At 62.4% G+C, this 23,657-nt stretch carries 22 protein-coding genes; 1 reads left to right on the forward strand and 21 read right to left on the reverse strand.

All coding sequences use genetic code 11. From position 1 onward, the window contains the following. Window positions 1–13 precede the first annotated feature (13 nt). The 6 genes from I8746_RS19385 to I8746_RS19410 all read right to left on the reverse strand — a co-directional run bounded on the left by I8746_RS19385 (window position 14) and on the right by I8746_RS19410 (window position 5,041). On the reverse strand, window positions 14–652 hold the full coding sequence (locus I8746_RS19385; RefSeq protein ID WP_003252348.1) for a protein-L-isoaspartate(D-aspartate) O-methyltransferase: 639 nt from the start codon (window positions 650–652) through the stop codon (window positions 14–16). A gap of 35 nt (window positions 653–687) precedes the next feature. Next, window positions 688–1,437, reverse strand: a complete 750-nt coding sequence (gene surE / locus I8746_RS19390) for a 5'/3'-nucleotidase SurE (RefSeq protein WP_003252346.1) — start codon at window positions 1,435–1,437, stop codon at window positions 688–690. Further along, window positions 1,425–2,483, reverse strand: coding sequence for a tRNA pseudouridine(13) synthase TruD (gene truD / locus I8746_RS19395; RefSeq protein WP_004574838.1), 1,059 nt, complete (start codon window positions 2,481–2,483; stop codon window positions 1,425–1,427). Before truD ends, surE begins: the two co-directional genes overlap by 13 nt. Beyond that, window positions 2,480–2,953 carry a 2-C-methyl-D-erythritol 2,4-cyclodiphosphate synthase gene (gene ispF / locus I8746_RS19400; RefSeq protein WP_003252342.1) on the reverse strand — a complete coding sequence of 158 codons (474 nt, stop codon included), beginning with the start codon at window positions 2,951–2,953 and terminating at the stop codon, window positions 2,480–2,482. The genes truD and ispF overlap by 4 nt, the downstream gene beginning before the upstream one ends. Before the next feature lie 112 nt (window positions 2,954–3,065). Then, a complete protein-coding gene (gene fghA, locus I8746_RS19405) occupies window positions 3,066–3,920 on the reverse strand; it encodes an S-formylglutathione hydrolase (protein ID WP_014754271.1) in 855 nt (284 codons plus the stop codon). A gap of 8 nt (window positions 3,921–3,928) precedes the next feature. Further along, the gene (locus I8746_RS19410; RefSeq protein ID WP_088513567.1) at window positions 3,929–5,041 is read right to left on the reverse strand and encodes an S-(hydroxymethyl)glutathione dehydrogenase/class III alcohol dehydrogenase; all 1,113 of its coding nucleotides are present in this window, start codon (window positions 5,039–5,041) and stop codon (window positions 3,929–3,931) included. Between the two features lie 107 nt (window positions 5,042–5,148). Between I8746_RS19410 and I8746_RS19415 the strand changes: the two genes are divergently transcribed. Further along, window positions 5,149–6,045, forward strand: coding sequence for a LysR substrate-binding domain-containing protein (locus I8746_RS19415; protein ID WP_003252336.1), 897 nt, complete (start codon window positions 5,149–5,151; stop codon window positions 6,043–6,045). Window positions 6,046–6,205: 160 nt separating this feature from the next. Here the strand turns inward: I8746_RS19415 and ispD are convergent, their stop codons facing one another. The 15 genes from ispD to bamA form a co-directional block, all read right to left on the reverse strand. After that, complete coding sequence (gene ispD / locus I8746_RS19420) at window positions 6,206–6,913, reverse strand: 2-C-methyl-D-erythritol 4-phosphate cytidylyltransferase (RefSeq protein WP_221100950.1); 708 nt, start codon at window positions 6,911–6,913, stop codon at window positions 6,206–6,208. Continuing rightward, window positions 6,910–7,191 (reverse strand): cell division protein FtsB, encoded by a 282-nt coding sequence (gene ftsB, locus I8746_RS19425; RefSeq protein WP_004576849.1) that lies wholly within the window; start codon window positions 7,189–7,191, stop codon window positions 6,910–6,912. The genes ispD and ftsB overlap by 4 nt, the downstream gene beginning before the upstream one ends. 165 nt (window positions 7,192–7,356) lie before the next feature. After that, complete coding sequence (gene eno / locus I8746_RS19430) at window positions 7,357–8,646, reverse strand: phosphopyruvate hydratase (protein ID WP_003252333.1); 1,290 nt, start codon at window positions 8,644–8,646, stop codon at window positions 7,357–7,359. Window positions 8,647–8,800: 154 nt separating this feature from the next. Next, window positions 8,801–9,646: a 3-deoxy-8-phosphooctulonate synthase gene (kdsA, locus tag I8746_RS19435; protein ID WP_010952685.1), complete on the reverse strand. Its 846-nt coding sequence runs from the start codon at window positions 9,644–9,646 to the stop codon at window positions 8,801–8,803. A 3-nt stretch (window positions 9,647–9,649) separates the two neighbouring features. Further along, on the reverse strand, window positions 9,650–11,278 hold the full coding sequence (locus I8746_RS19440; protein WP_003252329.1) for a CTP synthase: 1,629 nt from the start codon (window positions 11,276–11,278) through the stop codon (window positions 9,650–9,652). 267 nt (window positions 11,279–11,545) lie between these two features. After that, entirely contained in the window at window positions 11,546–12,829 is a 1,284-nt protein-coding gene (gene tilS / locus I8746_RS19445; protein WP_221100951.1) for a tRNA lysidine(34) synthetase TilS, read from the reverse strand. 169 nt (window positions 12,830–12,998) lie between these two features. Continuing rightward, window positions 12,999–13,946: an acetyl-CoA carboxylase carboxyltransferase subunit alpha gene (locus I8746_RS19450; RefSeq protein ID WP_014754274.1), complete on the reverse strand. Its 948-nt coding sequence runs from the start codon at window positions 13,944–13,946 to the stop codon at window positions 12,999–13,001. A 106-nt stretch (window positions 13,947–14,052) separates the two neighbouring features. After that, window positions 14,053–17,577, reverse strand: a complete 3,525-nt coding sequence (dnaE, locus tag I8746_RS19455; protein ID WP_012053539.1) for a DNA polymerase III subunit alpha — start codon at window positions 17,575–17,577, stop codon at window positions 14,053–14,055. 186 nt (window positions 17,578–17,763) lie between these two features. Further along, complete coding sequence (rnhB, locus tag I8746_RS19460; RefSeq protein ID WP_012053540.1) at window positions 17,764–18,387, reverse strand: ribonuclease HII; 624 nt, start codon at window positions 18,385–18,387, stop codon at window positions 17,764–17,766. Between the two features lies 1 nt (window position 18,388). Beyond that, window positions 18,389–19,516, reverse strand: a complete 1,128-nt coding sequence (lpxB, locus tag I8746_RS19465; protein ID WP_004576845.1) for a lipid-A-disaccharide synthase — start codon at window positions 19,514–19,516, stop codon at window positions 18,389–18,391. A gap of 1 nt (window position 19,517) precedes the next feature. Beyond that, window positions 19,518–20,294, reverse strand: a complete 777-nt coding sequence (gene lpxA / locus I8746_RS19470) for an acyl-ACP--UDP-N-acetylglucosamine O-acyltransferase (RefSeq protein WP_010952681.1) — start codon at window positions 20,292–20,294, stop codon at window positions 19,518–19,520. Then, window positions 20,291–20,731 carry a 3-hydroxyacyl-ACP dehydratase FabZ gene (gene fabZ / locus I8746_RS19475; protein ID WP_003252314.1) on the reverse strand — a complete coding sequence of 147 codons (441 nt, stop codon included), beginning with the start codon at window positions 20,729–20,731 and terminating at the stop codon, window positions 20,291–20,293. The genes lpxA and fabZ overlap by 4 nt, the downstream gene beginning before the upstream one ends. Window positions 20,732–20,845: 114 nt before the next feature. Beyond that, window positions 20,846–21,901: a UDP-3-O-(3-hydroxymyristoyl)glucosamine N-acyltransferase gene (gene lpxD / locus I8746_RS19480; protein WP_128573847.1), complete on the reverse strand. Its 1,056-nt coding sequence runs from the start codon at window positions 21,899–21,901 to the stop codon at window positions 20,846–20,848. A 1-nt stretch (window position 21,902) separates the two neighbouring features. Further along, window positions 21,903–22,406, reverse strand: a complete 504-nt coding sequence (locus tag I8746_RS19485) for an OmpH family outer membrane protein (RefSeq protein WP_003252311.1) — start codon at window positions 22,404–22,406, stop codon at window positions 21,903–21,905. Between the two features lie 44 nt (window positions 22,407–22,450). Further along, on the reverse strand, window positions 22,451–23,657 hold a 1,207-nt coding region (bamA, locus tag I8746_RS19490), incomplete at its 5' end, for an outer membrane protein assembly factor BamA (RefSeq protein ID WP_221100952.1).

Genomic DNA, 23,657 nt, shown 5'->3' on the forward strand with positions numbered 1-23,657 from the left:
AGATCAACAGGCCTCAGGCCAGAGGCCCATTGAGCAGAGGCACGAAGCGCACAGCCCCCAGTACGCGACGGGAGAATCCATGCTCCTCGCGCACGATCAGCATCAGTTGCTGCGCTTCGCCGGCCGGCCCTACCGGGATGACCATGCGTCCACCGGGTGCCAGTTGGTCGAGCAGTGCCTGTGGCACTTCCGGCGCCACGGCGGTGACGATGATGCCGTTGTACGGCGCAAGCGCCGGCCACCCCTCACAACCGTCACCCCAGCGGAATACCACGTTGCGCAGGTTAAGCTCCACCAGGCGCTCTTTGGCCCGGTCCTGCAGCACCTTGATGCGCTCTACCGAAAACACCCGCTCGACCAGCTGAGCCAGGATCGCCGTCTGGTAGCCCGAACCGGTGCCAATCTCCAGCACCTTGTCCAGCGGCCCGGCCTCGAGCAACAGCTCGCTCATGTGAGCAACCATGAACGGCTGGGAGATGGTCTGGTTGTGGCCGATCGGCAGCGCGGTGTCTTCGTATGCTCGATGCGCCAGCGCCTCGTCGACGAACAGGTGGCGCGGCGTACGCCGGATCACGTCGAGCACCTTGGTGTTCGAAACCCCCTCTTCGCACAAGCGCTGTATCAGCCGCTCCCGGGTACGCTGAGAGGTCATGCCGATGCCACGCCGCAGCATATCGTCCTCGCGCATCAGAGCAGGCCCTCCAGCCATCCATCGAGCTGCTCGAAGGCATCATTGAAGGTGCGGTCGAGCTGCAATGGGGTAATCGATACGTAGCCTTGCATCACCGCGTGGAAGTCGGTGCCCGGGCCGCCGTCCTCGGCATCACCGGCCACGGCAATCCAGTAGCCTTCCTTGCCACGCGGGTTGACCACCTTGGTGGGCGCCGCCGCCCGCGCGCGGTGACCGAGACGGGTGAGCTGGATGCCACGGATGTGCTCCAGCGGCAAGTTGGGAATATTGACGTTGAGTACGGTGCGTGGCGGCAACACCAGGCGCGACTGTGCCTCGACCAGACGACGGGCGATATAGGCCGCAGTCGGCAGGTTGTCCGGCTGGCGCGACAACAGCGAGAACGCCAGCGAGGTACCGCCGAGGAAGCGGCCTTCCAGCGCCGCAGCGACCGTTCCCGAATACAGCACGTCATCGCCCAGGTTGGCACCAAGGTTGATCCCCGACACGACCATGTCCGGCGTCTGTGGCAACAGCCCATTGAGCCCCAGGTGCACGCAGTCGGTCGGCGTGCCGTTGAGGCTGATGAAGCCATTGGCCAGGGTCTGCGGATGCAGTGGCCGGTCCAGCGTCAGCGAACTGCTGGCGCCGCTCTTGTCTTGATCCGGGGCGATCACCGCGCACTCGGCATAATCCACCAGCGCAGCGTGCAGCGCGGCGATGCCAGGTGCGGTAACACCGTCGTCATTCGAAATCAGAATACGCATGGGCTGTCCGTCTGCCCTGCCGACACCAGATCCACGACTTCACGCACCACCACGGTGGCGAAGCATCCGGCCGGCAGGACGAATTCCAGTTGCAGGATATCAGGCTCGGGATAATGCCACGTCAGGCCGCCAATAGGGAGCCGCAGAATTCGCCGTTCGTGATCCATGCCCGCCTGGGCCAGCCACTGGCAAAGTGCCGGCTGACGTGCGCCGATAGCGTTTTCCAGCTGCGCAGGCGCACCGCCAGCAGGTGAAGCGCCCTCCCCCCACATCGGGCCGGTTGGATGCAGGTCGAGAATCGCCAGGCGCGGGTCGGCACATTCCGCCTCACCCGCCGGGAAGAAACTGCGGCTGTCGGTGAACGCCAGCAGGTCGCCGACCTGGGCTCGGGCCCAGCTACCGTCAGCCACACGCGCAGCCAGCAACTGATTGAACAGGTAGCTGCGCCCGGCCGAAAGCAGCCGCGAACGCACGTTGCGCTGTTCAGGCAAAGCCTTGCGCGCGGCCCAATCGAGGGCGTCGTGGACGTTGCCACCACCGTGCCCAAAGCGCTGGGTGCCGAAGTAGTTGGGCACACCTTGCTGCCTGAGCTGCTCCAGGCGCGCATCCACCGCCTGGTGATCGGCAGCCAGGGCGGTCAGGCGCAAGGTGAACCCGTTGGCCGAATGCGCGCCGCGCTGCAGTTTGCGCTGGTGACGCACCTGTTTGAGCACACGCAGGCTGGCATCCTCGGCACGCGACAGATCCGGATCGGCCTTGCCCGGCAGGTGCAGGCTGAACCACTGGCGGGTGAGCGCCTGGCGGTCCTTCAGGCCGGCATAGCTGATGCTGCGCACGGGCACGCCAGCGGCGCGGGCAAGGCGCCGGGCGGCTTCTTCAGTGTTCAGGTCACGCTTCTCGACCCACAGCCACAGGTGCTCGCCTTGGCCCGATAGCGGTATATCCAGGACTTCGTCAACCTGAAAGTCTTCGGCAACCGCTTTGAGGACGGCGGTGCCCAGGGGTTCGCCCGATGCGCGCGGGCCCAGCAATTCCAGTTCGGTCATGCTGGCAGCAGCAGGGCGACCGAATGCACGGCAATGCCCTCCTCGCGGCCGGTAAAGCCAAGCTTCTCTGTGGTGGTGGCCTTGACATTGACCTGGTCGAGCTCGACCTGCAGGTCTTCGGCGATCAGCTGGCGCATGGTTTCGATGTGCGGGGCCATTTTCGGTGCCTGGGCGACGATGGTGGCGTCAACGTTGCCGACCTTCCAGCCCTTGGCCTTGACGATGCCGACCACATGACGCAGCAGCGCGCGGCTGTCAGCACCCTTGAACTGCGGGTCAGTGTCAGGGAAGTGCTTGCCGATGTCGCCCAGCGCCGCAGCGCCAAGCAAGGCATCGCTCAGGGCGTGCAGCAGCACGTCACCGTCAGAATGGGCCAACAGGCCGTATTTGTGGGGGATACGCACCCCGCCCAGGGTAATGAAATCACCGTCGCAGAAACGGTGCACATCGTAGCCGTGGCCAATACGCATAAAAAAACGCCCTGAATGAGTCAGGGCGTGATTCTACCTGCTTTGCAGGGGATTTGTGGGATTGGGGCTGCTGTGCAGCCCTTCGCGGGCACGCCCGCTCCCACAGCAAGCGTTAAACCCGCCCCAGTGCCCCCGCATGATGGCGCAGGTGCTCCTCGATGAAGCTGGCAATGAAGTAGTAGCTATGGTCATAGCCCGGCTGCATACGCAGGGTCATTGCATGGCCACCTTTGCGTGCCGCCTGTTCCAGCGCTTCAGGCTTGAGTTGCTTCTCGAGGAAGTCGTCACGGTCGCCCTGGTCCACCAGCAACGGCGGGCATTGGCCAGCAGGGGTTTCGGCCAGCAGCACACTGGCATCCCACTCACGCCAGCGTCCACGGTCTTCACCCAGGTAGCGGCTGAAGGCCTTCTCGCCCCACGGACAATCCATCGGATTGCTGATTGGCGAGAATGCCGACACCGAGCGGTAGCGCCCCGGATTGCGCAAGGCGCACACCAGCGCGCCATGCCCACCCATGGAGTGGCCGCTGATGCTGCGCTCGCCCGACGCCGGGAAGTGCGCCTCGATCAGGGCTGGCAACTCCTCCACCACGTAGTCGTGCATGCGGTAGTGCTGGGCCCAGGGTTGCTGGGTGGCGTTGAGGTAGAAGCCCGCGCCCAGGCCGAAGTCCCAGGCGCCGTCCGGATCGCCCGGCACCTGCTCGCCACGCGGGCTGGTATCAGGGGCAACGATGATCAGCCCCAACTCGGCGGCCAGACGCTGGGCGCCGGCCTTCTGCATGAAGTTCTCGTCGGTGCAGGTGAGGCCGCTGAGCCAGTACAGTACCGGCAGCTTTTCGCCCTGCTCGGCCTGCGGCGGCAGGTACACAGCGAACACCATATCGCAACCCAGCACCTTGGAATGATGCCGGTAACGCTTGTGCCAGCCGCCGAAGCTCTTCTGGCAGGAGATGTTATCCAGGCTCATGGCAGACCTCAGAAGTGGATCACGCTACGGATGCTCTTGCCTTCATGCATCAGGTCGAAGGCCTTGTTGATGTCTTCCAGCCCCATCGTGTGGGTGATGAAGGTGTCCAGCGGGATCTCGCCTTTCTCGGACATTTCCACGTAGCTCGGCAGTTCGCTGCGGCCACGCACCCCGCCGAACGCCGAACCACGCCAGACCCGACCGGTAACCAGCTGGAACGGACGCGTGGAAATTTCCTGGCCGGCACCGGCCACACCGATGATCACCGACTCACCCCAGCCCTTGTGGCAGCATTCCAGGGCGGCGCGCATCAGTTGAACGTTGCCGATGCACTCGAAGGAGAAGTCCACGCCACCATCGGTGAGGTCGACGATCACTTCCTGGATCGGGCGATCGTAGTCCTTCGGGTTGACGCAATCGGTGGCACCCAGCTGGCGGGCGATTTCGAACTTGGCCGGGTTGATGTCGATGGCGATGATACGCGAGGCCTTGGCCTTGACCGCACCGATCACGGCCGACAGGCCGATGCCACCGAGGCCGAAGATGGCCACGGTATCACCGGGCTTGACCTTGGCAGTGTTGAGTACCGCGCCGATACCGGTGGTGACGCCGCAGCCCAGCAGGCAGACCTTTTCCAGTGGTGCTTCTTTCTGGATCTTGGCCACGGAAATTTCCGGCAGCACGGTGTATTCGGAGAACGTCGAGGTGCCCATGTAGTGGAACAGTTGCTGGCCCTTGTACGAGAAGCGCGTGGTGCCGTCCGGCATCAGGCCCTTGCCCTGGGTGGCGCGAATGGCCTGGCACAGGTTGGTCTTGCCCGAGAGGCAGAACTTGCACTTGCCGCATTCTGGGGTGTACAGCGGGATGACGTGGTCACCCACGGCGACCGAGGTCACCCCCTCGCCCACCGCTTCGACGATGGCACCGCCTTCGTGGCCGAGGATCGATGGGAAGATCCCTTCCGGGTCAGCACCGGACAGGGTATAGGCATCGGTGTGGCAGACACCGCTGGCGACCACGCGCAGCAGCACTTCACCGGCCTTTGGCATGGCCACGTCGACTTCGACGATTTCCAGGGGTTTCTTGGCTTCGAAGGCTACGGCAGCACGGGACTTGATCATCAAAGGTCTCCAGACAGTGGATCGATTCAGTCTTGCAGTGTAATTCAGCGCCATTTGATGAATAATCAGGCCAAAGACAAAACATTATTGCCATACAGGGATAATCGATGAGCAGCCGATGGGAAGGCATCGACGAATTTGTCGCCGTGGCCGAATCGGGCCAGTTCACTGCCGCCGCCGAACGCCTGGGGGTTTCCTCATCGCACATCAGCCGGCAGATCGCCCGGCTGGAAGACCGCCTGCAAACGCGCCTGCTGTATCGCAGTACCCGCCGGGTAACCCTGAGCGAAGCCGGGCAGACCTTCCTGCAGCATTGCCAACGCTTGCAGGATGGCCGCGAGGAAGCGCTGCGCGCCATGGGCGACCTGGCCAGTGAACCCAAGGGCTTGCTGCGCATGACGTGCGCCGTGGCCTACGGCGAGCGCTTCATCGTGCCGCTGGTGACGCGATTCATGGCGCTGTACCCGCAGCTGCGCGTGGATGTGGAGCTGAGCAACCACACCCTCGACCTGCTGCATGAAGGCATGGACCTGGCCATCCGTCTTGGCCGCCTGGCCGACTCTCGCTTGGTGGCTACCCGCCTGGCGCCAAGGCGCATGTACCTGTGCGCCTCGCCGGCCTATCTTGAGCGCTATGGCCGGCCACACAGCCTGTCGGAGCTGGCGCGGCACAATTGCCTGGTGGGGAGTTCGGACTTGTGGGCGCTACAGCAGGATGGCCGTGAGATCAGCCAGCGGGTACAGGGTAACTGGCGCTGCAACAGTGGCCAGGCAGTGCTGGATGCGGCGCTGCAAGGGATCGGGTTGTGCCAGTTACCGGATTACTACGTGCTGGAACACCTGAACAGTGGTGCGCTGGTGTCGCTGCTGGAGGCGCACCAACCGCCGAATACGGCGGTGTGGGCGCTGTATCCGCAGCAGAGGCACCTGTCGCCGAAGGTACGGCGGCTGGTGGATTACCTGAAGGAGGGGTTGGCAGGGTTGCCGGAGTATCGTTTCGGCTGACGGGATGTGCTGCATGTACTGGCCTCTTCGCGGGTGAACCCGCTCCTACGACGGCCTGTGCCCAACCACCGATGCGTATGTAGGAGCGGGTTTACCCGCGAATACGGCGGCGGCGCCAACGGTGAACGCCGGGTGGAAATTGGCCGCCCCAGTAGAACGCTCAGCGTTTACCCGCCCAGCGCTGGCGCAACCATTCGAGATCTTCAGGCCGGGTTACCTTTATGTTGTCACTGCGCCCTTCCACCAGCCGCGGCGCCTGACCGGACCATTCGATGGCCGAGGCTTCATCGGTCACCACCACATCCGACACCAGGCACTCAGCCAGCGCCCGGTGCAACGCTCCAAGGCGGAACATCTGCGGTGTATACGCCTGCCAGATCGTGCTGCGGTCCACGGTAGCGCTCACCCGGCCATGGCTGTCGGCACGCTTGAGGGTATCGCGCGCCGGCACCGCCAGCAGGCCACCCACCGGGTCGTCCGCCAGCTCCGACAACAGCTTGTCCAGATCGCTGCGTGCCAGGTTCGGCCGCGCAGCATCGTGCACCAGCACCCAGTCGCTGTCCCCCGCACCCTGGGCATGCAGCACCAGCAAGGCGTTAAGCACCGAGTCAGCGCGTTCACGCCCGCCCGACGCGCACTGGATGCGGGGGTCGCTGGCGCAGCGCAGGCCAGGCCAGTACGGGTCGTCTTCAGCAATGCTGACCACCACGCCCTTGAGCGCCGGGTGGCCAAGAAAACAGTCGAGGCTGTGCTCGAGAAGGGTCTGCCCAGCCAGCTCCAGGTATTGCTTGGGGCGGTCGGCAGCCATGCGGGCACCTACACCCGCAGCAGGAATCACGGCCCAGAAGGCCGGCAAGGTATCGATCATTTCTGTGGCAACTGGAAGAGGGTTTCGCCCTCTTTGACCATCCCCAATTCGTGGCGGGCCCGTTCTTCAACGGTCTCCATGCCTTTTTTCAGCTCTAGCACTTCAGCATCGAGCACACGATTACGCTCGAGCAAGCGCTCGTTTTCGGCATGCTGATCGGCAATCTGCTGCTTCAGTTCGGTCACTTGCGCCAGGCTGCCGTTACCCACCCACAGGCGGTACTGCAGGCCACCCAACAGCAAGAGCAGAACGAGGAACAACCAATAGGGACTGCGCATCACGTTATCCAGGTTAAAAAGGCTGCCGCGTTTTTACTTCGGGGCCTCGAATAGCACGAAGCCTGGCCGAGGCCAGGCTTCGTCGACAGAAACCCGTTAGTACGTAGGAAAGTTCAGTACGAACGTTCCTACAACTTCGGCTGCTGCCTTTTTACCATCTCTTGCTTAGCCGCGAAACTCGGCACGACCGCGGTAAACCGCTTTGGCGCCCAGTTGCTCTTCGATGCGCAGCAGCTGGTTGTACTTGGAAACGCGGTCGGAACGGCACAGCGAGCCGGTCTTGATCTGGCCAGCAGCAGTACCCACAGCCAGGTCGGCAATGGTCGAGTCTTCGGTTTCACCGGAACGGTGCGAGATCACTGCAGTGTAACCAGCAGCCTTGGCCATCTGGATGGCTTCCAGGGTTTCGGTCAGCGAGCCGATCTGGTTGAACTTGATCAGGATCGAGTTACCGATGCCTTTCTCGATGCCTTCCTTGAGGATCTTGGTGTTGGTCACGAACAGGTCGTCACCGACCAGCTGGACTTTTTCACCGATCTTGTCAGTGAGGATTTTCCAGCCAGCCCAGTCGGACTCGTCCAGGCCGTCTTCGATCGAAATGATCGGGAAACGCTCGGTCAGGCCTTTCAGGTAGTCGGCGAAGCCTTCGGCGTCGAACGACTTGCCTTCGCCGGACAGGTTGTACTTGCCGTCTTCGTAGAATTCAGAAGCCGCGCAGTCCAAGGCCAGGGTCACGTCGGTGCCCAGCTTGTAGCCGGCTTTTTCGACAGCTTCAGCGATGGCGCCCAGGGCGTCTTCGTTGGATGCCAGGTTCGGGGCGAAACCACCTTCATCACCTACGGCGGTGTTCAGGCCACGGGCCTTCAGGACGGCCTTGAGGTGGTGGAAGATTTCGGTACCCATACGCAGGCCGTCAGAGAAGGTCTTGGCGCCAACCGGCTGAACCATGAACTCCTGGATGTCGACGTTGTTGTCGGCGTGCTCGCCACCGTTGATGATGTTCATCATCGGAACCGGCATCGAGTACTGGCCCGGGGTGCCGTTCAGGTTGGCGATGTGCGCGTACAGCGGCAGGTCCTGGTCCTGGGCAGCAGCTTTGGCGGCAGCCAGGGAAACAGCCAGGATGGCGTTGGCGCCCAGCTTGGCCTTGTTCTCGGTACCGTCCAGTTCGATCATGGCGCGGTCCAGCGCCTTCTGGTCGGAAGGATCCTTGCCCAGCAGCAGGTCACGGATCGGGCCGTTGATGTTGGCGACGGCCTTCAGCACGCCCTTGCCCAGGTAACGGCTCTTGTCGCCATCACGCAGCTCCAGCGCTTCGCGCGAGCCGGTAGAAGCACCGGACGGCGCGCAAGCGCTGCCGATGATGCCGTTGTCGAGCAGTACGTCGGCTTCCACAGTGGGGTTGCCACGCGAATCGAGAACTTCACGACCTTTGATGTCGACGATTTTTGCCATTGTTGTAAGCACTCCAGAATTTGACGAAAACAACTTAGCTTAGGAAATTCTTGCCGTTCACCAGGCGAACTTGCTTTGGGCAGGCCTGATGAAGGGAGCCCCTGACCGACTGGTCAGGGGTGGATCGGGCGGTACTTTACCCGAGAAATGAGCTTTACGCGGTTTCTACCGTCGGAAAACTTTTCACCAGGTCGTCCAATTGCTTGAGCTGGACCAGGAACGGCTCCAGTTTATCCAGGCGCAGGGCGCATGGACCATCGCACTTGGCGTTGTCCGGGTCGGGGTGGGCTTCGAGGAAAAGCCCGGCCAGGCCCTGACTCATGCCGGCCTTGGCCAGGTCAGTGACCTGGGCCCGACGGCCGCCGGCGGAATCGGCGCGGCCACCCGGCATCTGCAGGGCGTGGGTCACGTCGAAGAACACCGGGTACTCGAACTGCTTCATGATGCCGAAGCCCAGCATGTCGACCACCAGGTTGTTGTAGCCGAAGCTCGAACCACGCTCGCAGAGTATCAACTGGTCGTTACCGGCTTCTTCGCACTTGGCCAGGATGTGTTTCATTTCCTGAGGTGCGAGGAACTGAGCCTTCTTGATGTTGATCACCACGCCGGTCTTGGCCATGGCCACCACCAGGTCAGTCTGGCGCGACAGGAAAGCCGGCAGCTGGATGATGTCGCATACCTTGGCGACGGGCTCGGCCTGGTAAGGCTCGTGCACGTCGGTGATCACCGGCACGTTGAAGGTGCGCTTGATCTCTTCGAAGATCTTCAGCCCCTCTTCCATGCCAGGGCCACGGTAGGACGTTACCGACGAACGGTTGGCCTTGTCGAAACTGGCCTTGAACACGTACGGGATACCGAGCTTCTCGGTAACCCGCACGTACTCTTCGCAGACCTTCATCGCCAGGTCACGGGATTCCAGAACGTTCATGCCGCCGAACAGGACGAACGGCTTGTCGTTGGCGATCTCGATGTTACCGACGCGAATGATCTTCTGGGTCATCGATCAGGCCTTGTTCTTCTGAGCCAGGGCTGCCTTGACGAAGCCGCTGAACAGCGGGTGGCCGTCACGCGGGGTGGAGGTGAACTCCGGGTGGAACTGGCAGGCGACGAACCATGGGTGGTCCTTGGACTCGACCACTTCCACCAGCGCGCCGTCTTCGGAACGGCCGGAAACCACCAGACCAGCTTCCACCAGTTGTGGCAGCAGGTTGTTGTTCACTTCGTAGCGGTGACGGTGACGCTCGGTGATCACGTCCTTGCCGTAGCAGTCGTGCACCTTGGAACCGGCAGCCAGCTGGCAGTCCTGTGCGCCCAGGCGCATGGTGCCGCCCAGGTCGGAAGCCTCGTCGCGGGTCTCGACGGCACCGGTGGCATCGGCCCACTCGGTGATCAGGCCGACCACTGGGTGGCCGCTGTTACGGTCGAACTCGGTGGAGTTGGCGTCTTTCCAGCCCATCACGTTACGGGCGAATTCGATGACGGCCACCTGCATGCCCAGGCAGATACCCAGGTACGGCACCTTGTTCTCACGGGCGTATTGCACCGCGGTGATCTTGCCTTCCACACCGCGCAGGCCGAAACCGCCCGGTACCAGGATGGCATCGGCGCCTTCGAGCAGGCTGGTGCCCTGGTTCTCGATGTCTTCCGAATCGATGTAGCGCAGGTTGACCTTGGTCCGGTTGGTGATGCCGGCGTGGCTCATCGCTTCGATCAGCGACTTGTACGCATCCAGCAGCTCCATGTACTTGCCGACCATGGCGATGGTCACTTCGTGCTCCGGGTTGAGCTTGGCATCGACCACCTTGTCCCACTCGGACAGGTCGGCGCCATTGCACTGCAGGCCGAAGCGCTCGACGACGAAGTCGTCCAGGCCCTGAGCATGCAGTACGCCCGGGATCTTGTAGATGGTGTCGACGTCTTCCAGCGAAATCACCGCACGCTCTTCAACGTTGGTGAACAGCGCAATCTTGCGACGCGACGAAGCATCCACCGGGTGGTCGGAGCGGCAGATCAGCACGTCAGGCTGCAGGCCGATGGAGCGCAGCTCCTTGACCGAGTGCTGGGTCGGCTTGGTCTTGGTTTCGCCAGCGGTGGCGATGTACGGGACCAGGGTCAGGTGCATCAGCATGGCACGCTTGGAGCCCACTTCGACACGCAGCTGGCGAATCGCCTCGAGGAACGGCTGCGACTCGATATCACCCACGGTACCGCCGATTTCCACCAGGGCCACGTCGGCATCGCCGGCACCCTTGATGATGCGACGCTTGATTTCGTCGGTGATGTGCGGGATGACCTGGATGGTCGCGCCCAGGTAATCACCACGACGCTCTTTACGCAGCACGTGCTCGTAGATACGGCCAGTGGTGAAGTTGTTGTTCTGGGTCATGGTGGTGCGGATGAACCGCTCGTAGTGACCCAGGTCGAGGTCGGTCTCGGCGCCATCGTGGGTGACAAACACTTCACCGTGCTGGAACGGGCTCATGGTGCCCGGGTCGACGTTGATGTACGGATCCAGCTTGAGCATGGTGACCTTCAGGCCCCGCGCTTCCAGGATGGCCGCCAGGGAAGCCGAGGCAATGCCTTTCCCCAATGAAGAAACAACACCGCCCGTGACGAATATGTAGCGCGTCATGAAAAACCCTAGAAGTCTGCGTTAAGGCGGCCAGCGCCGCCGGAGAAAGCGAAGGAAGGCCGAAGCCCCCGATCACCTGCGTCAATCACAGTGCATCTCGAAAAACTGCCGCGTCTGTACAGCCAGGGTATACCCGGCATGGCGTTCGCTCGTCATTTCCAGAATCAGCTCGGCAAAAAACTGCTTGGTAATCGGCAACTCCTGTGTTTTCGCGGAACCCACAGAAGTTGTATCAAGAAGGGAGGGTAGTCTACCGGAATGTACCCTTCAGCTCAAACCTTGCGCGTTCGTCGGTAACTGCCAGTGCAGTTGGCAATCCGCCTGCACCAGCCCGGGCAGGTTGGCCACCGCCAGCAGGCATTCGCCGTGATACAGCAACGGCAGGCGCGAGCGCAGGAAATGCGGCACCTGCTGTTCGTTGAGCAGGCGCTTGAGGTCCCGCCGGCCACGGCCGGGAACCGCCAGCATTTCACCCCCCTGACGGTAGGCAATACGCAACCCGCTCGGCATGGCTGCGCCAACAAGACGCACGCAACCATTGTCCGGCAACCGCAACGGCCCATCAGGCTCGGGCCAGGCCAGCGAGCCGGTCGGTTGCTGTAGCCAATCACCGCTCAGCCACCAGATGCGCCCGTGGCTACGCACCAACCGTCCATCGGCAAGCCGCCAGACTGGCCGGGCATCGGCAGCGGCATCGCGCAGGTCTGCCCAGCCGGCCCAGTGACGGGTATCGGGCAAACGGGTGCGCTGGCTCAGCCAGTACTGCAAGGCATTGCGCTGACGCGCCGGCGATAACGCCAGCAGGGCGGCCAGGTCGAGGGAATCCAGCCCCGGCCAGGCGAGAGGCGCCCCTTTGCGCGCAAGGGCCAGATCCTCCTGGGCCAGTTCGTCCAGCAAACCCAGCGCCTGGCCCAGATGCTCTGCTGCACGGGCGAAGTTCTGGCTGGCCTGTGGCCAACGTTGCTGCAACTGCGGCATCACTTCGCCGCGCAGGTAGTTGCGGGCGAATTGTGTGTCGACGTTTGACGGGTCTTCGATCCAGGTCAGCCCTTGGGCTTGGGCATAATCCTGCAAATGTTGCCGGGAACAGACCAGTAACGGCCTGACCAGGCTGCCCTGCCCCAGCGCCCGCTGCCCCGGCATTGCCGCCAGGCCACGCAGGCCGGCGCCGCGCAACAGGCGGAACAGCAGGGTCTCGGCCTGGTCGTCGCGGTGCTGACCGGTGAACAGGATATCGCCCGGGCCGAGCACTTGCCTGAAGGCGGCATAGCGGGCCTCTCGGGCCGCCTGTTCCAGGCTGGCGCCTGGGGAGACCTGGACGTGGATGACCTGGAGTTCAACGTCGAAATTGTCGCAGATGGCTTGGCAGTGGGCGGGCCAGGCGTCGGCAGCGGCTTGCAGGCCGTGGTGGATATGGATGGCGCGCAGCGGGGGGGATGCGTGGTTGCGGGCGTACTCGGCCAGCAGGTGCAGGAGGACGGTGGAGTCGAGGCCGCCGGAGAAGGCGACGTGCCAGGTGGGGGCGTTGAGCCAAGGAGTGAGGTTGATCATCTAGCCCTCGCTCGATTCAAGAAAGCATTCGCGGGCATGCCCGCGCCCACATGTACGGCGCAAGCCTCAAGGGCAGCGCAACCTGTAGGAGCGGGTTTACCCGCGAACACCGGCGAAGCCGGTGCCATCAATCACAAGGGCCGCAAAACGGCCCCAGGGCTAATCAGAATCAGAGGCCGTAGCTCATCAGGCGCTCGTAACGACGGGCCAACAGCGCATCGTTGTCGAACTTGCCGAGCATGTCCAGCTGCTGCACCAGATCGGCACGGATGCTTTCGGACATCTGGGCCGGGTCACGGTGGGCGCCGCCCAGCGGCTCCTGGATGACCTTGTCTACAATGTTCAGGCTTTTCAGACGCTCGGCGGTGATGCCCATGGCCTCGGCCGCGTCTGCTGCTTTATCGGCCGTTTTCCACAGAATCGAAGCACAGCCTTCCGGCGAAATAACCGAGTAGGTGGAGTACTGCAGCATGTTCAGTTGGTCGCACACGCCAATGGCCAGTGCCCCACCGGAACCACCCTCACCGATCACGGTAGCGATGATCGGGGTTTTTAGGCGTGCCATGACCCGCAGGTTCCAGGCGATGGCTTCACTCTGGTTGCGCTCTTCGGCGTCGATGCCCGGGTAGGCGCCCGGCGTGTCGATGAAGGTCAGGATCGGCATCTTGAAGCGTTCGGCCATTTCCATCAGGCGACAGGCCTTGCGGTAACCTTCCGGGCGCGGCATGCCGAAGTTGCGACGCACTTTCTCGCGCACTTCACGGCCCTTCTGGTGGCCAATGACCATGACCGGCTTGCCGTCCAGACGCGCAGTACCACCCACGATGGCGGCGTCGTCAGAGAAGTGACGGTCCCCGTGCAGCTCTTCGAACTCGGTGAAGATGTGCTCCAGGTAGTCCAGGGTGTATGGACGACGCGGGTGACGGGCCAGGCGGGCGATCTGCCAGCTGGTCAGGTTGCCGAAGATGCTTTCGGTCAGGGTGTTGCTCTTGTCTTGCAGACGGGCAATTTCATCGCTGATGTTCAGCGAGTTGTCGTTGCCCACCAGGCGCAGGCCTTCGATCTTGGCTTGCAGGTCGGCAATCGGCTGTTCGAAGTCGAGGAAATTCGGGTTCATAGTCATCCGTCTTGGGTCTACGGCCAGGCGGCCGGCCGGTTGATCCGTTTGGCGCCATACCTTAAGGGATCAGGCGCATTCAGGTCGAGATTAAATTTTTGTCGGTTCAACGATATTGCAGGAAGACGTTCTCACGCCCGAACTGGTCACGCAGCGCCTGAATCAGCCCATCGGCCGGGTCGATCGCCCACTGCTCGCCAAACTGCAGCATGGCCTTGGCGTCGCTGCCGGTGTACTCCAGCGTGATCGGGCAAGCACCGCGATGGCGGGTGATCAGCTCGCCCAGCCACTTCAGCCGGTCGCCCTTCAGTGCGTCGTGCGCCACCTTCAGGCGCAGGCTCTCGGCCAGCTTGGTGCGTGCGTCTTCCATGGTCATCACCTGCTTCACCCGCAGGCGCAAGCCCCCGGAGAAGTCGTCATTGCTGACCTCCCCTTCCACCACCACCATCGCATCGGTCTGCAGCAAGGACTGTGCCGCCATGAAGGCATCGGCAAACAGCGATGCCTCGATCCGCCCGGAACGGTCATCCAGGGTGACGAAGCCCATCTTGTCGCCCTTCTTGTTCTTCATCACCCGCAGCGCAATGATCATGCCCGCGATGGTCTGGGTTTCGCGCGACGGCTTGAGGTCGACGATGCGCTGGCGGGCGAAGCGACGGATCTCGGTCTCGTACTCGTCGATCGGGTGGCCGGTGAGGTACAGGCCAAGGGTGTCCTTCTCCCCCTTCAGACGCTCCTTGAGGGTGAGCTCGCGCACCTTGCGGTGGTTGGCATACACATCGACATCTGCCGCGTCGAACATGCTGCCGAACAGGTCGACATGACCACTGTCAGCGGTGTGTGCGGCCTGCTCGGCTGCCTTGATGGCCTCGCCCAGCGCCGACAGCAAGGTTGCCCGGTTGATGTCGATGTTGGCGTGGTAGGCCTTGATCTCGTCATGGAAGTGCGGACCAAGGCGGTCCAGCGCGCCACTGCGCACCAGCGCATCAAGGGTACGCTTGTTGACCCGTTTGAGGTCGATGCGTTCACAGAAATCGAACAGGTCCTTGAAGGGACCGCCTTGGGCACGGGCCTCGACAATCGCCTCCACCGGGCCTTCGCCGACACCCTTGATGGCACCAAGGCCGTAGACGATACGGCCGTCGTTGTTGACGGTGAACTTGAAGTCCGAGAAGTTCACATCCGGCGCGTCGAGGCGCAGCTTCATGCTGCGCACCTCCTCCACCAGCACCACCACCTTGTCGGTGTTGTGCATATCCGCCGACAGGACCGCGGCCATGAATGGCGCCGGGTAGTGGGTTTTCAGCCAGGCGGTCTGGTACGACACCAGGCCATAGGCGGCGGAGTGGGATTTGTTGAAGCCGTAGCCCGCGAACTTCTCTACCAGGTCGAAGATGTTACCGGCGAGGTCCGCATCAATATTGTTGGCCACGCAACCTTCGATGAAACCACCGCGCTGCTTGGCCATTTCCTCGGGCTTTTTCTTACCCATGGCCCGGCGCAGCATGTCGGCGCCACCCAGGGTATAACCTGCCATCACCTGGGCGATCTGCATCACCTGTTCCTGGTACAGGATGATGCCGTAGGTTGGCGCCAGTACCGGCTTGAGGCCTTCGTACTGGTAGTCGGAGTGCGGGTAGGCCAGCTCGGCGCGGCCGTGCTTGCGGTTGATGAAGTCGTCCACCATGCCCGATTGCAGCGGGCCCGGGCGGAACAACGCAACCAGTGCGATCAGGTCTTCCAGGCAGTCGGGCTTGAGCTTCTTGATCAGCTCCTTCATGCCGCGCGATTCAAGCTGGAACACCGCCGTGGTTTCGGCCTTCTGCAGCAGCTCGTAGGTCTTGCGGTCGTCCAGCGGGATGAAGTCGATGTTGAGGTCGGGCAGGTTCTTCTTGGCCTGCTCGCGGTTGATGATCTCCATCGCCCACTTGATAATGGTCAAGGTACGCAGGCCGAGGAAGTCGAACTTCACCAGGCCGGCGGCCTCGACGTCATCCTTGTCGAACTGGGTTACCAGGCCACCACCCTCTTCATCACAGGCGATCGGCGAAAAGTCGGTGAGCTTGGTCGGTGCGATAACCACACCACCGGCGTGCTTGCCGGTACCCCGGGTCACACCCTCCAGCTTCAGGGCCATGTCCCAGATTTCACGGGCGTCTTCGTCGCCCTTGAGGAAGTCACGCAGGATTTCTTCCTGCTCGTAGGCCTTCTCCAGGGTCATGCCCACTTCGAAGGGGATCATCTTCGACAGGCGGTCGGCCAGGCCATAGGATTTGCCTTGCACCCGCGCCACGTCACGCACCACCGCCTTGGCGGCCATGGTACCGAAGGTGATGATCTGGCTCACCGCGTTACGGCCGTAGGCCTCGGCCACGTAGTCGATCACCCGGTCACGGCCGTCCATGCAGAAGTCGACGTCGAAGTCGGGCATGGAAACACGTTCAGGGTTGAGGAAGCGCTCGAACAGCAGGTCGTAGGCCAGCGGGTCGAGATCGGTGATCTTCAGGACATAGGCCACCAGCGAGCCGGCACCCGAACCACGACCCGGGCCCACCGGTACGTCGTTGTTCTTGGCCCACTTGATGAAGTCCATAACAATCAGGAAGTAACCGGGGAAGCCCATCTGGATGATGATGTCCAGTTCGAACTTCAGGCGGTCCAGGTAAACCTGACGCTTTTCTTCATAATTGGGCGTCGTCTCTTTCGGCCACAACACGGCCAGGCGCTCTTCCAGGCCTTCGTGGGACACATGCCGCAGGTAGTCATCGATGCCCATGCCATTGGGCGTGGGGAAGTCAGGCAGGAAGTACTTGCCCAGCTGTACCTGGATGTTGCAGCGCTTGGCAATTTCGACGGTGTTGGCGATGGCGTCGGGCAGGTCGCTGAAGAGCTCGGCCATTTCCTCCGCCGACTTCAGGTACTGCTGGTCGCTGTAGCAACGCGGGCGGCGCGGGTCATCGAGGGTCCAGCCCTCACCGATACAGACGCGGGTTTCGTGGGCGTCGAAATCCGCCTGTTTGATGAAACGTACGTCGTTGGTAGCCACCAGCGGGGCGCCAAGCTTGTCGGCCAATGCCACCGCCGCGTGCACGTATTCTTCGTCGCGTGCGCGATTGGTGCGCTGCACTTCAACGTAGAAGCGCTCGGGGAACATGCCCATCCAGTCCTGAAGAAGCGCTTCGGCTTCGTCTTGCCGACCCGCCAGCAGCGCCATGCCAATGTCGCCTTCCTTGCCCGCGGACAAGGCAATCAGGCCCTCGCTGGCCGGGGCGATCCATTCACGCTGGAGGATGACCAGGCCATTGCGCTGGCCATCGGTCCAGCCGCGCGAGATCAGTTCGGTGAGGTTGCGATAGCCCTTGGGGTTCATGGCCAGGAAGCAGATGCGCGACAGCGGGGCTTCCGGGTCGGCACCGGCCAGCCACAGGTCGGCACCGCAGATCGGTTTGATGCCGGCGCCCATGGCCGTCTTGTAGAACTTCACCAGCGAGCACATGTTGCTCTGATCGGTGATCGCGACCGCCGGCATGTTCATCCCGGTCAGCGCCTTGGCCAGCGGCTTGATCCGCACCAGGCCGTCGACCAGCGAGAATTCGGAGTGGACGCGCAGGTGAACGAAGGGAACCGACATGGAAGATCCTGTAGCAGTGCTTAACGACAAGGGCGGGATTGTAGCCTAACTAGGGGCTTTTTTTGGGGCTGCTTTGCAGCCCTTCGCGGGCACGCCCGCTCCCACAGGTATGGCCCCGCTGCTCAGACCGATGAATCCTGTGGGAGCGGGCGTGCCCGCGAAGGGCCGCAAAGCGGCCCCAATAGGTCAGATCAGGGAATCGGTGACGCCTTCGCGCACTTCCCAAGCCGCCCGCACCGGGGCGAAGGAACGCCGATGAATGGGCGTAGGCCCAAGGCGCGCCAAGGCCTCGAGATGCACCGGGGTCGGGTAGCCCTTGTGCCCGCCAATGCCATAACCCGGGTAGATCAGTTCGAACGCACTCATTTCCCGATCACGGGTCACCTTGGCCAGGATCGATGCCGCCGCAATGGCCGGCACCTGGCTATCCCCCTTGACCACCGGTGCTGCTGGCACCGCCAGCTTCGGGCAGCGATTGCCATCAATCAGGGCCAGCTTCGGCGTAATGTGCAAGCCCTCCACTGCCCGCTGCATGGCCAGCATGGTGGCCTGCAGGATGTTCAGGCTGTCGATTTCCTCGACTTCGGCGCGGGCGATGCAGAAGCTCAAGGCCTTTTCGCAGATCTCGTCGAACAGCGCCTCACGCCTGGCTTCGGTGAGTTTCTTCGAATCGTTCAGGCCGAGAATCGGCCGCGCGGGATCAAGAATCACCGCCGCCGTTACCACCGCGCCACACAGCGGGCCACGGCCCACTTCGTCAACGCCGGCGACCAGGTCTTCTACCAGGTTGAAGTCCAGTCCAATTTGCATGTCAGCGGTCCTTGAGCAGGGCCAGTACCGCCTCGGCCGCCTGATTGGAGGCGTCACGGCGCAGGGTGCGGTGAATTTCGTCGAAACGTTCGGTCTGCTGGCTTCCATCGCGCACCAGCGGCGCCAGGGTGTTGGCCAGCGCTTCGCTGGTCGCGTCGTCCTGCAGCAGCTCGGGCACCAGCTCTCGCTGGGCCAGCAGGTTCGGCAATGACACGTAAGGGCTTTTCACCAGACGCTTGAGAATCCAGAAGGTCAAGGGCGCCAGGCGGTACGCCACCACCATCGGCCGCTTGTACAGCAGCGCCTCGAGGGTGGCGGTACCCGAGGCGATCAGCACCGCGTCACAGGCTGCCAAGGCCTGGTGCGACTGGCCATCGAGCAGGGTCAGCGGCAGTTGGCGCCCTTCAAGCATCTGTTCGATCTGGGCGCGCCGCGTGGCGTTGGCGCAGGGCAACACGAAGCGCACACCCGGCACTTGTTGGCAAAGGCGCTCGGCGGCGTCGAGGAACAATGCGCCCAGGCGCCCTACTTCGCCGCCCCGACTGCCCGGCATCAATGCCACCACCGGCCCCTCGCCCAGGCCCAGCGCGGCGCGCGCGGCCGGGCGGTCGGCTTCAAGCGGGATGGTGTCTGCCAGCGGGTGGCCAACAAAACGCACTGGCACACCCTGCTCTTCGTAGAACCGCGCCTCGAACGGCAGCAGCGTCAGCATCAGGTCGCAGCCTTCGCGAATCTTCAGCACGCGCTTCTGCCGCCAGGCCCACACTGACGGGCTGACATAGTGCACGGTCTTGATTCCGGCCTGGCGCAGCTTCAGCTCGATGTTGAGGGTGAAGTCAGGGGCGTCGATGCCGATGAATACGTCGGGCTTTTCTTCGATCAGGGTCTGGATCAGCAACTTGCGGCGCTTGAGCAGCTCGCGCAGGCGCCCGAGTACCTCGACCAGCCCCATGACGGCCAGACGCTCCATGGGGAAATAGGATTGCAGGCCCTCAGCTTCCATCAAGGGGCCGCCAACCCCGATGAACCGCACGTCGGGGTGGCGTGCCTTGAGGGCACGCATCAAGCCTGAACCAAGAATATCGCCACTGGCCTCACCCGCGACCAGCGCTACGCAAAGCTGGGCCATATCAGCGCGTAATGCCGCGAGCGGAGCTCAGGATCGACTGACGGAACAGCTCGACCTCAGGGTGTTGCGTGGCCGGTTCGGCCAGCTCCTTGAGCGCGTCTTCGACGGTCAGGCCCTGACGGTAGACAATCTTGTAGCAACGACGCAGCACATGGATCACCTCGTCGCTGAAACCGCGGCGGCGCATGCCCTCGAAGTTCATGCTGCGGGCTTCGGCGGGGCTGCCGAACACGGTAACGAAGGCCGGAACGTCCTTGCCAATGGCCGTGCCCATGCCGGAAAACGCGTGGGCGCCAATATGGCAGTACTGGTGAACCAGGGTGTAACCGGACAGGATCGCCCAGTCACCCACATGTACATGACCTGCCAACGCCGTGTTGTTGACCAGGATGCAGTGGTTGCCGATGACACTGTCGTGGCCAATGTGGGCATAGGCCATAATCAGGTTATGGTCACCCACGGTGGTTTCCGCGCGGTCCTGAACAGTACCGCGGTGGATGGTCACCCCTTCGCGAATCACATTGTGATCACCGATCACCAGGCGCGTCGGCTCACCCTTGTACTTAAGGTCCGGGGTGTCTTCACCGATCGAGGAAAACTGAAAGATACGGTTGTGCTTGCCGATGCGGGTCGGGCCTTTGAGCACAACATGCGGGCCGATGACGGTGCCCTCCCCGATTTCGACATCAGGGCCAACGATCGACCAAGGGCCGACCTCGACGCCGTCGGCCAGCTTGGCCGACGGATCGATAATGGCCCGAGGATCAATCGAATTCATAGGGAGCGTTCCGCGCAGGTGATTTCTGCCGAGCAGACCGGCTTGCCATCGACAAGGGCGCGGCACTCGAACTTCCAGATCATGCTTTTACGGCTGAGGAACTTGGCCTCCAGCACAAGCTGGTCGCCCGGCAGAACCGGCTGACGGAAACGCAGTTTGTCGGAACCGACGAAGTAGTACAGGGTGCCATCGGCCGGCTTGGCATCGAGCATCTTGAAACCAAGGATGCCGGCCGCCTGGGCCATGGCTTCGATGATCAGGACACCCGGCATGATCGGGTGTGCCGGGAAGTGGCCATTGAAAAACGGCTCGTTGATGCTGACATTCTTGTAGGCACGAATGCTCTGGGCCTCGAAGTCCAGATCCGTCACACGGTCTACCAGCAGAAACGGGTAGCGGTGAGGCAGGTATTCGCGAATCTCGTTGATGTCCATCATTTCGGTGGGGAAGCCTGTAATAAGAATAGGGAGCGCAGGTGCTGACCACACGCTCCTTTTGCAATCCAAAGAGGAGCCAGCTAGCGACTGTTCACTCTTGCTCAGGGAATGGTATCAGCCTTCTGATGTCGGCAGGCCACCTGAGGTCACGGTATCGACGCGTTTTTCCAGCTGCTGGAGACGCTTGGCCATGTCGTCCAGGTGGCGGATACGCGCGGCGCTCTTGCGCCAGTCAGCCAGCGGCTGCATGGCAGTGCCGGAAGAATAGGAACCCGGTTCAGTGATCGAACGGGTAACCATGGTCATTCCGGAAACGAAAACGTTATCGCAAATATCAATATGCCCAACCAGCCCCACACCACCGGCCAGCATGCAGTGCTTGCCGATGCGCGTGCTGCCGGAGATTCCGACGCAAGCGGCCATGGCAGTGTGATCACCGATCTGCACGTTGTGAGCGATCTGGATCTGGTTATCCAGCTTGACCCCGTCGCCGATCCGGGTATCGGACAGCGCGCCACGGTCGACAGCCGTATTGACACCGATCTCAACGTCATCACCAATGGTGACGCCGCCGATCTGTGCAATCTTGCGCCAGATACCCTTCTCGTTGGCAAAGCCGAAGCCCTCACCGCCGATCACGGCACCCGACTGGATGACCACACGCTTACCGATGGTCACGTCGTGATACAGCGTGACCCGCGGTGCCAGCCAACCACCTTCACCGACCACACAGCGGGCACCGATGAAGCAGTGTGCGCCGATGCTGACGTTGGCGCCGATGCGCGCACCACTTTCGATGACCGCGAACGGCCCGATGCTGGCGCTGGCGTCCACCTGGGCATCTTCCGCCACCACGGCGCTGGGATGTATTCCCGCCTCAGCCTTGGGTTTGGGATCGAACAGGTGGGAAATCCGCGCGTAAGCCAGGTACGGGTCCGCAACGACCAGGGTATTGCCGGCAAAGCCTTCGGCATCCGCAGCCTTGAGCAGCACCGCGCCGGCCTGGCTGTTGTCCAGGTACTTGCGGTACTGCGGGTTGGCGAGGAAGCTCAACTGCGTCGGACCAGCCTCTTGCAAGGTGGCCAGCCCGGTAATCTGCAGCGCCTCGGGCCCCTTGAGGGTAGCTCCGAGCACCTCGGCCAGCTGGCCTAGCGTCATGGTCACACTCATATCAACGGGCTTGGTTCATGCGCTCGATGACTTGGCGGGTGATGTCGTACTGAGGTTTGACATCGATGACCGCACCACGCTCGAGGACCAGGTCGTAGCCGCCCTTTTTGATCACTTCCTCGACAGCACCATCAAGCTTCGGCTTCAGTTGCTTGAGCATATCGCGGTCGGCAACGGCCTTGGCTTCGTTCAGTTCCTTGGACTGGAACTGAAAATCGCGGGCCTTTTGCTTGAACTCGAGTTCCAGGCGCTCACGCTCCTGCTGCTGCATCTTGTCGCCGCCCTTGATCAGGCGGTCCTGGATGCCCTTGGCACTGCTTTCCAGGCTTTTCAGCTTGGTCAGTTGCGGACCGAATTTCTTCTCGGCATCAACCGCATACTTCTTGGCGGCATCCGACTCGAGCAGGGCCATCTGGTAGTTCAGGACGGCAACCTTCATTTCGGCGAAAGCCGGGGTGGCGACCAGCGCCGCGGCCACTACGGCCAATTGAGCCAATTTACGCACGATGCACTCCTGGATAAACCGTTGTCATTAAGCAAGGGCCGACCTTAGAAGGTCTGGCCCAGAGAGAATTGGAACACCTGGGTATCGGCATCGTCCGGCTTCTTGACCGGCATTGCCAGGCTGAAGCTCAACGGGCCCAGTGCGGTAATCCAGGTCACGCCCAGGCCGACCGAACTGGCCATGCCCGAGAACCCGACCTTCTCGCAATCAGGTTTGTTGCCGCAATTGGTGTCGAACACGTTACCCACGTCCCAGAACACGGAAGTGCGCAGTGAACGCTGGTCCTTGACGAACGGCAGCGGGAACAGCAGCTCGGCACCGCCTTGCACCAGCACGTTACCACCAAACGGCAACGGATCCTGATCCGGGTCAGCGATGGTGCCTGGCTTGCCACCTGCGGCCTCACCGATGCTCGGGGTACTGCGCGGGCCCAGGCTGCTGTCCTTGAAGCCACGGACGGAGTTGAAACCACCCGCGAAATAGTTCTCGTAGAACGGCAGGCCGGAGGTGCTGCCGTACCCATCACCATAGCCCAGCTCGGTATGCAGGCGCAGGGTGTAGTCGCTGGTGATCGGCTTGAACAGCTGGCCACGGTAGTCAAGCTTGAAGAACGACAGGTCGCTGCCCGGAACGGTGGACTCCAGGGTCAGGCTTTGCGAGTGACCACGGGTGGCCAGTACGCCTTTGTTCAGGGTCGACTCGGACCAGCCGATCGAGGCCTTGAAGTTCAGGAAGTTGTCACCTTCCTGCTCGAGGAAGTCGAAGATCTCGTCAACGGTGTACTTGCCGGTCTTGATCTTGTCCTGCTGCACGCTCAGGCCGTAGGTCAGGCGCGAGGTTTCGCTGATCGGGTAGCCCAGGCTGACGCCGGCACCGTAGCTGTCCACCGCATAGCTGGCAACGTCGACGTCGAGGTCGTCGTAATCGGTGCTGCGGTAGAAGGCGTTGTAGCCCAGGCTGACGCCATCGGCGGTGAAGTAGGGATCAACGAAGCCGAAGTTGTAACGGGTCTGGTATTCCGAACGGGTCAGGCCGATGGATACCTTGTTACCGGTACCGAGGAAGTTGCTCTGGCTGATCGACCCCCCCAGGATCAGGCCGGCGCTCTGGGCGAAACCGACGCTGGCGGTGATCGAGCCGGAGGCCTGCTCTTCGACGCTGTAGTTGACGTCGACCTGGTCGTCGGTGCCAGGCACCTGCGGGGTCTCGACGTTGACTTCCTTGAAGAAGCCCAGGCGCTCAAGACGGGTC

The organism is Pseudomonas sp. USTB-Z (assembly GCF_019691255.1).
Classification (GTDB): domain Bacteria; phylum Pseudomonadota; class Gammaproteobacteria; order Pseudomonadales; family Pseudomonadaceae; genus Aquipseudomonas; species Aquipseudomonas alloputida.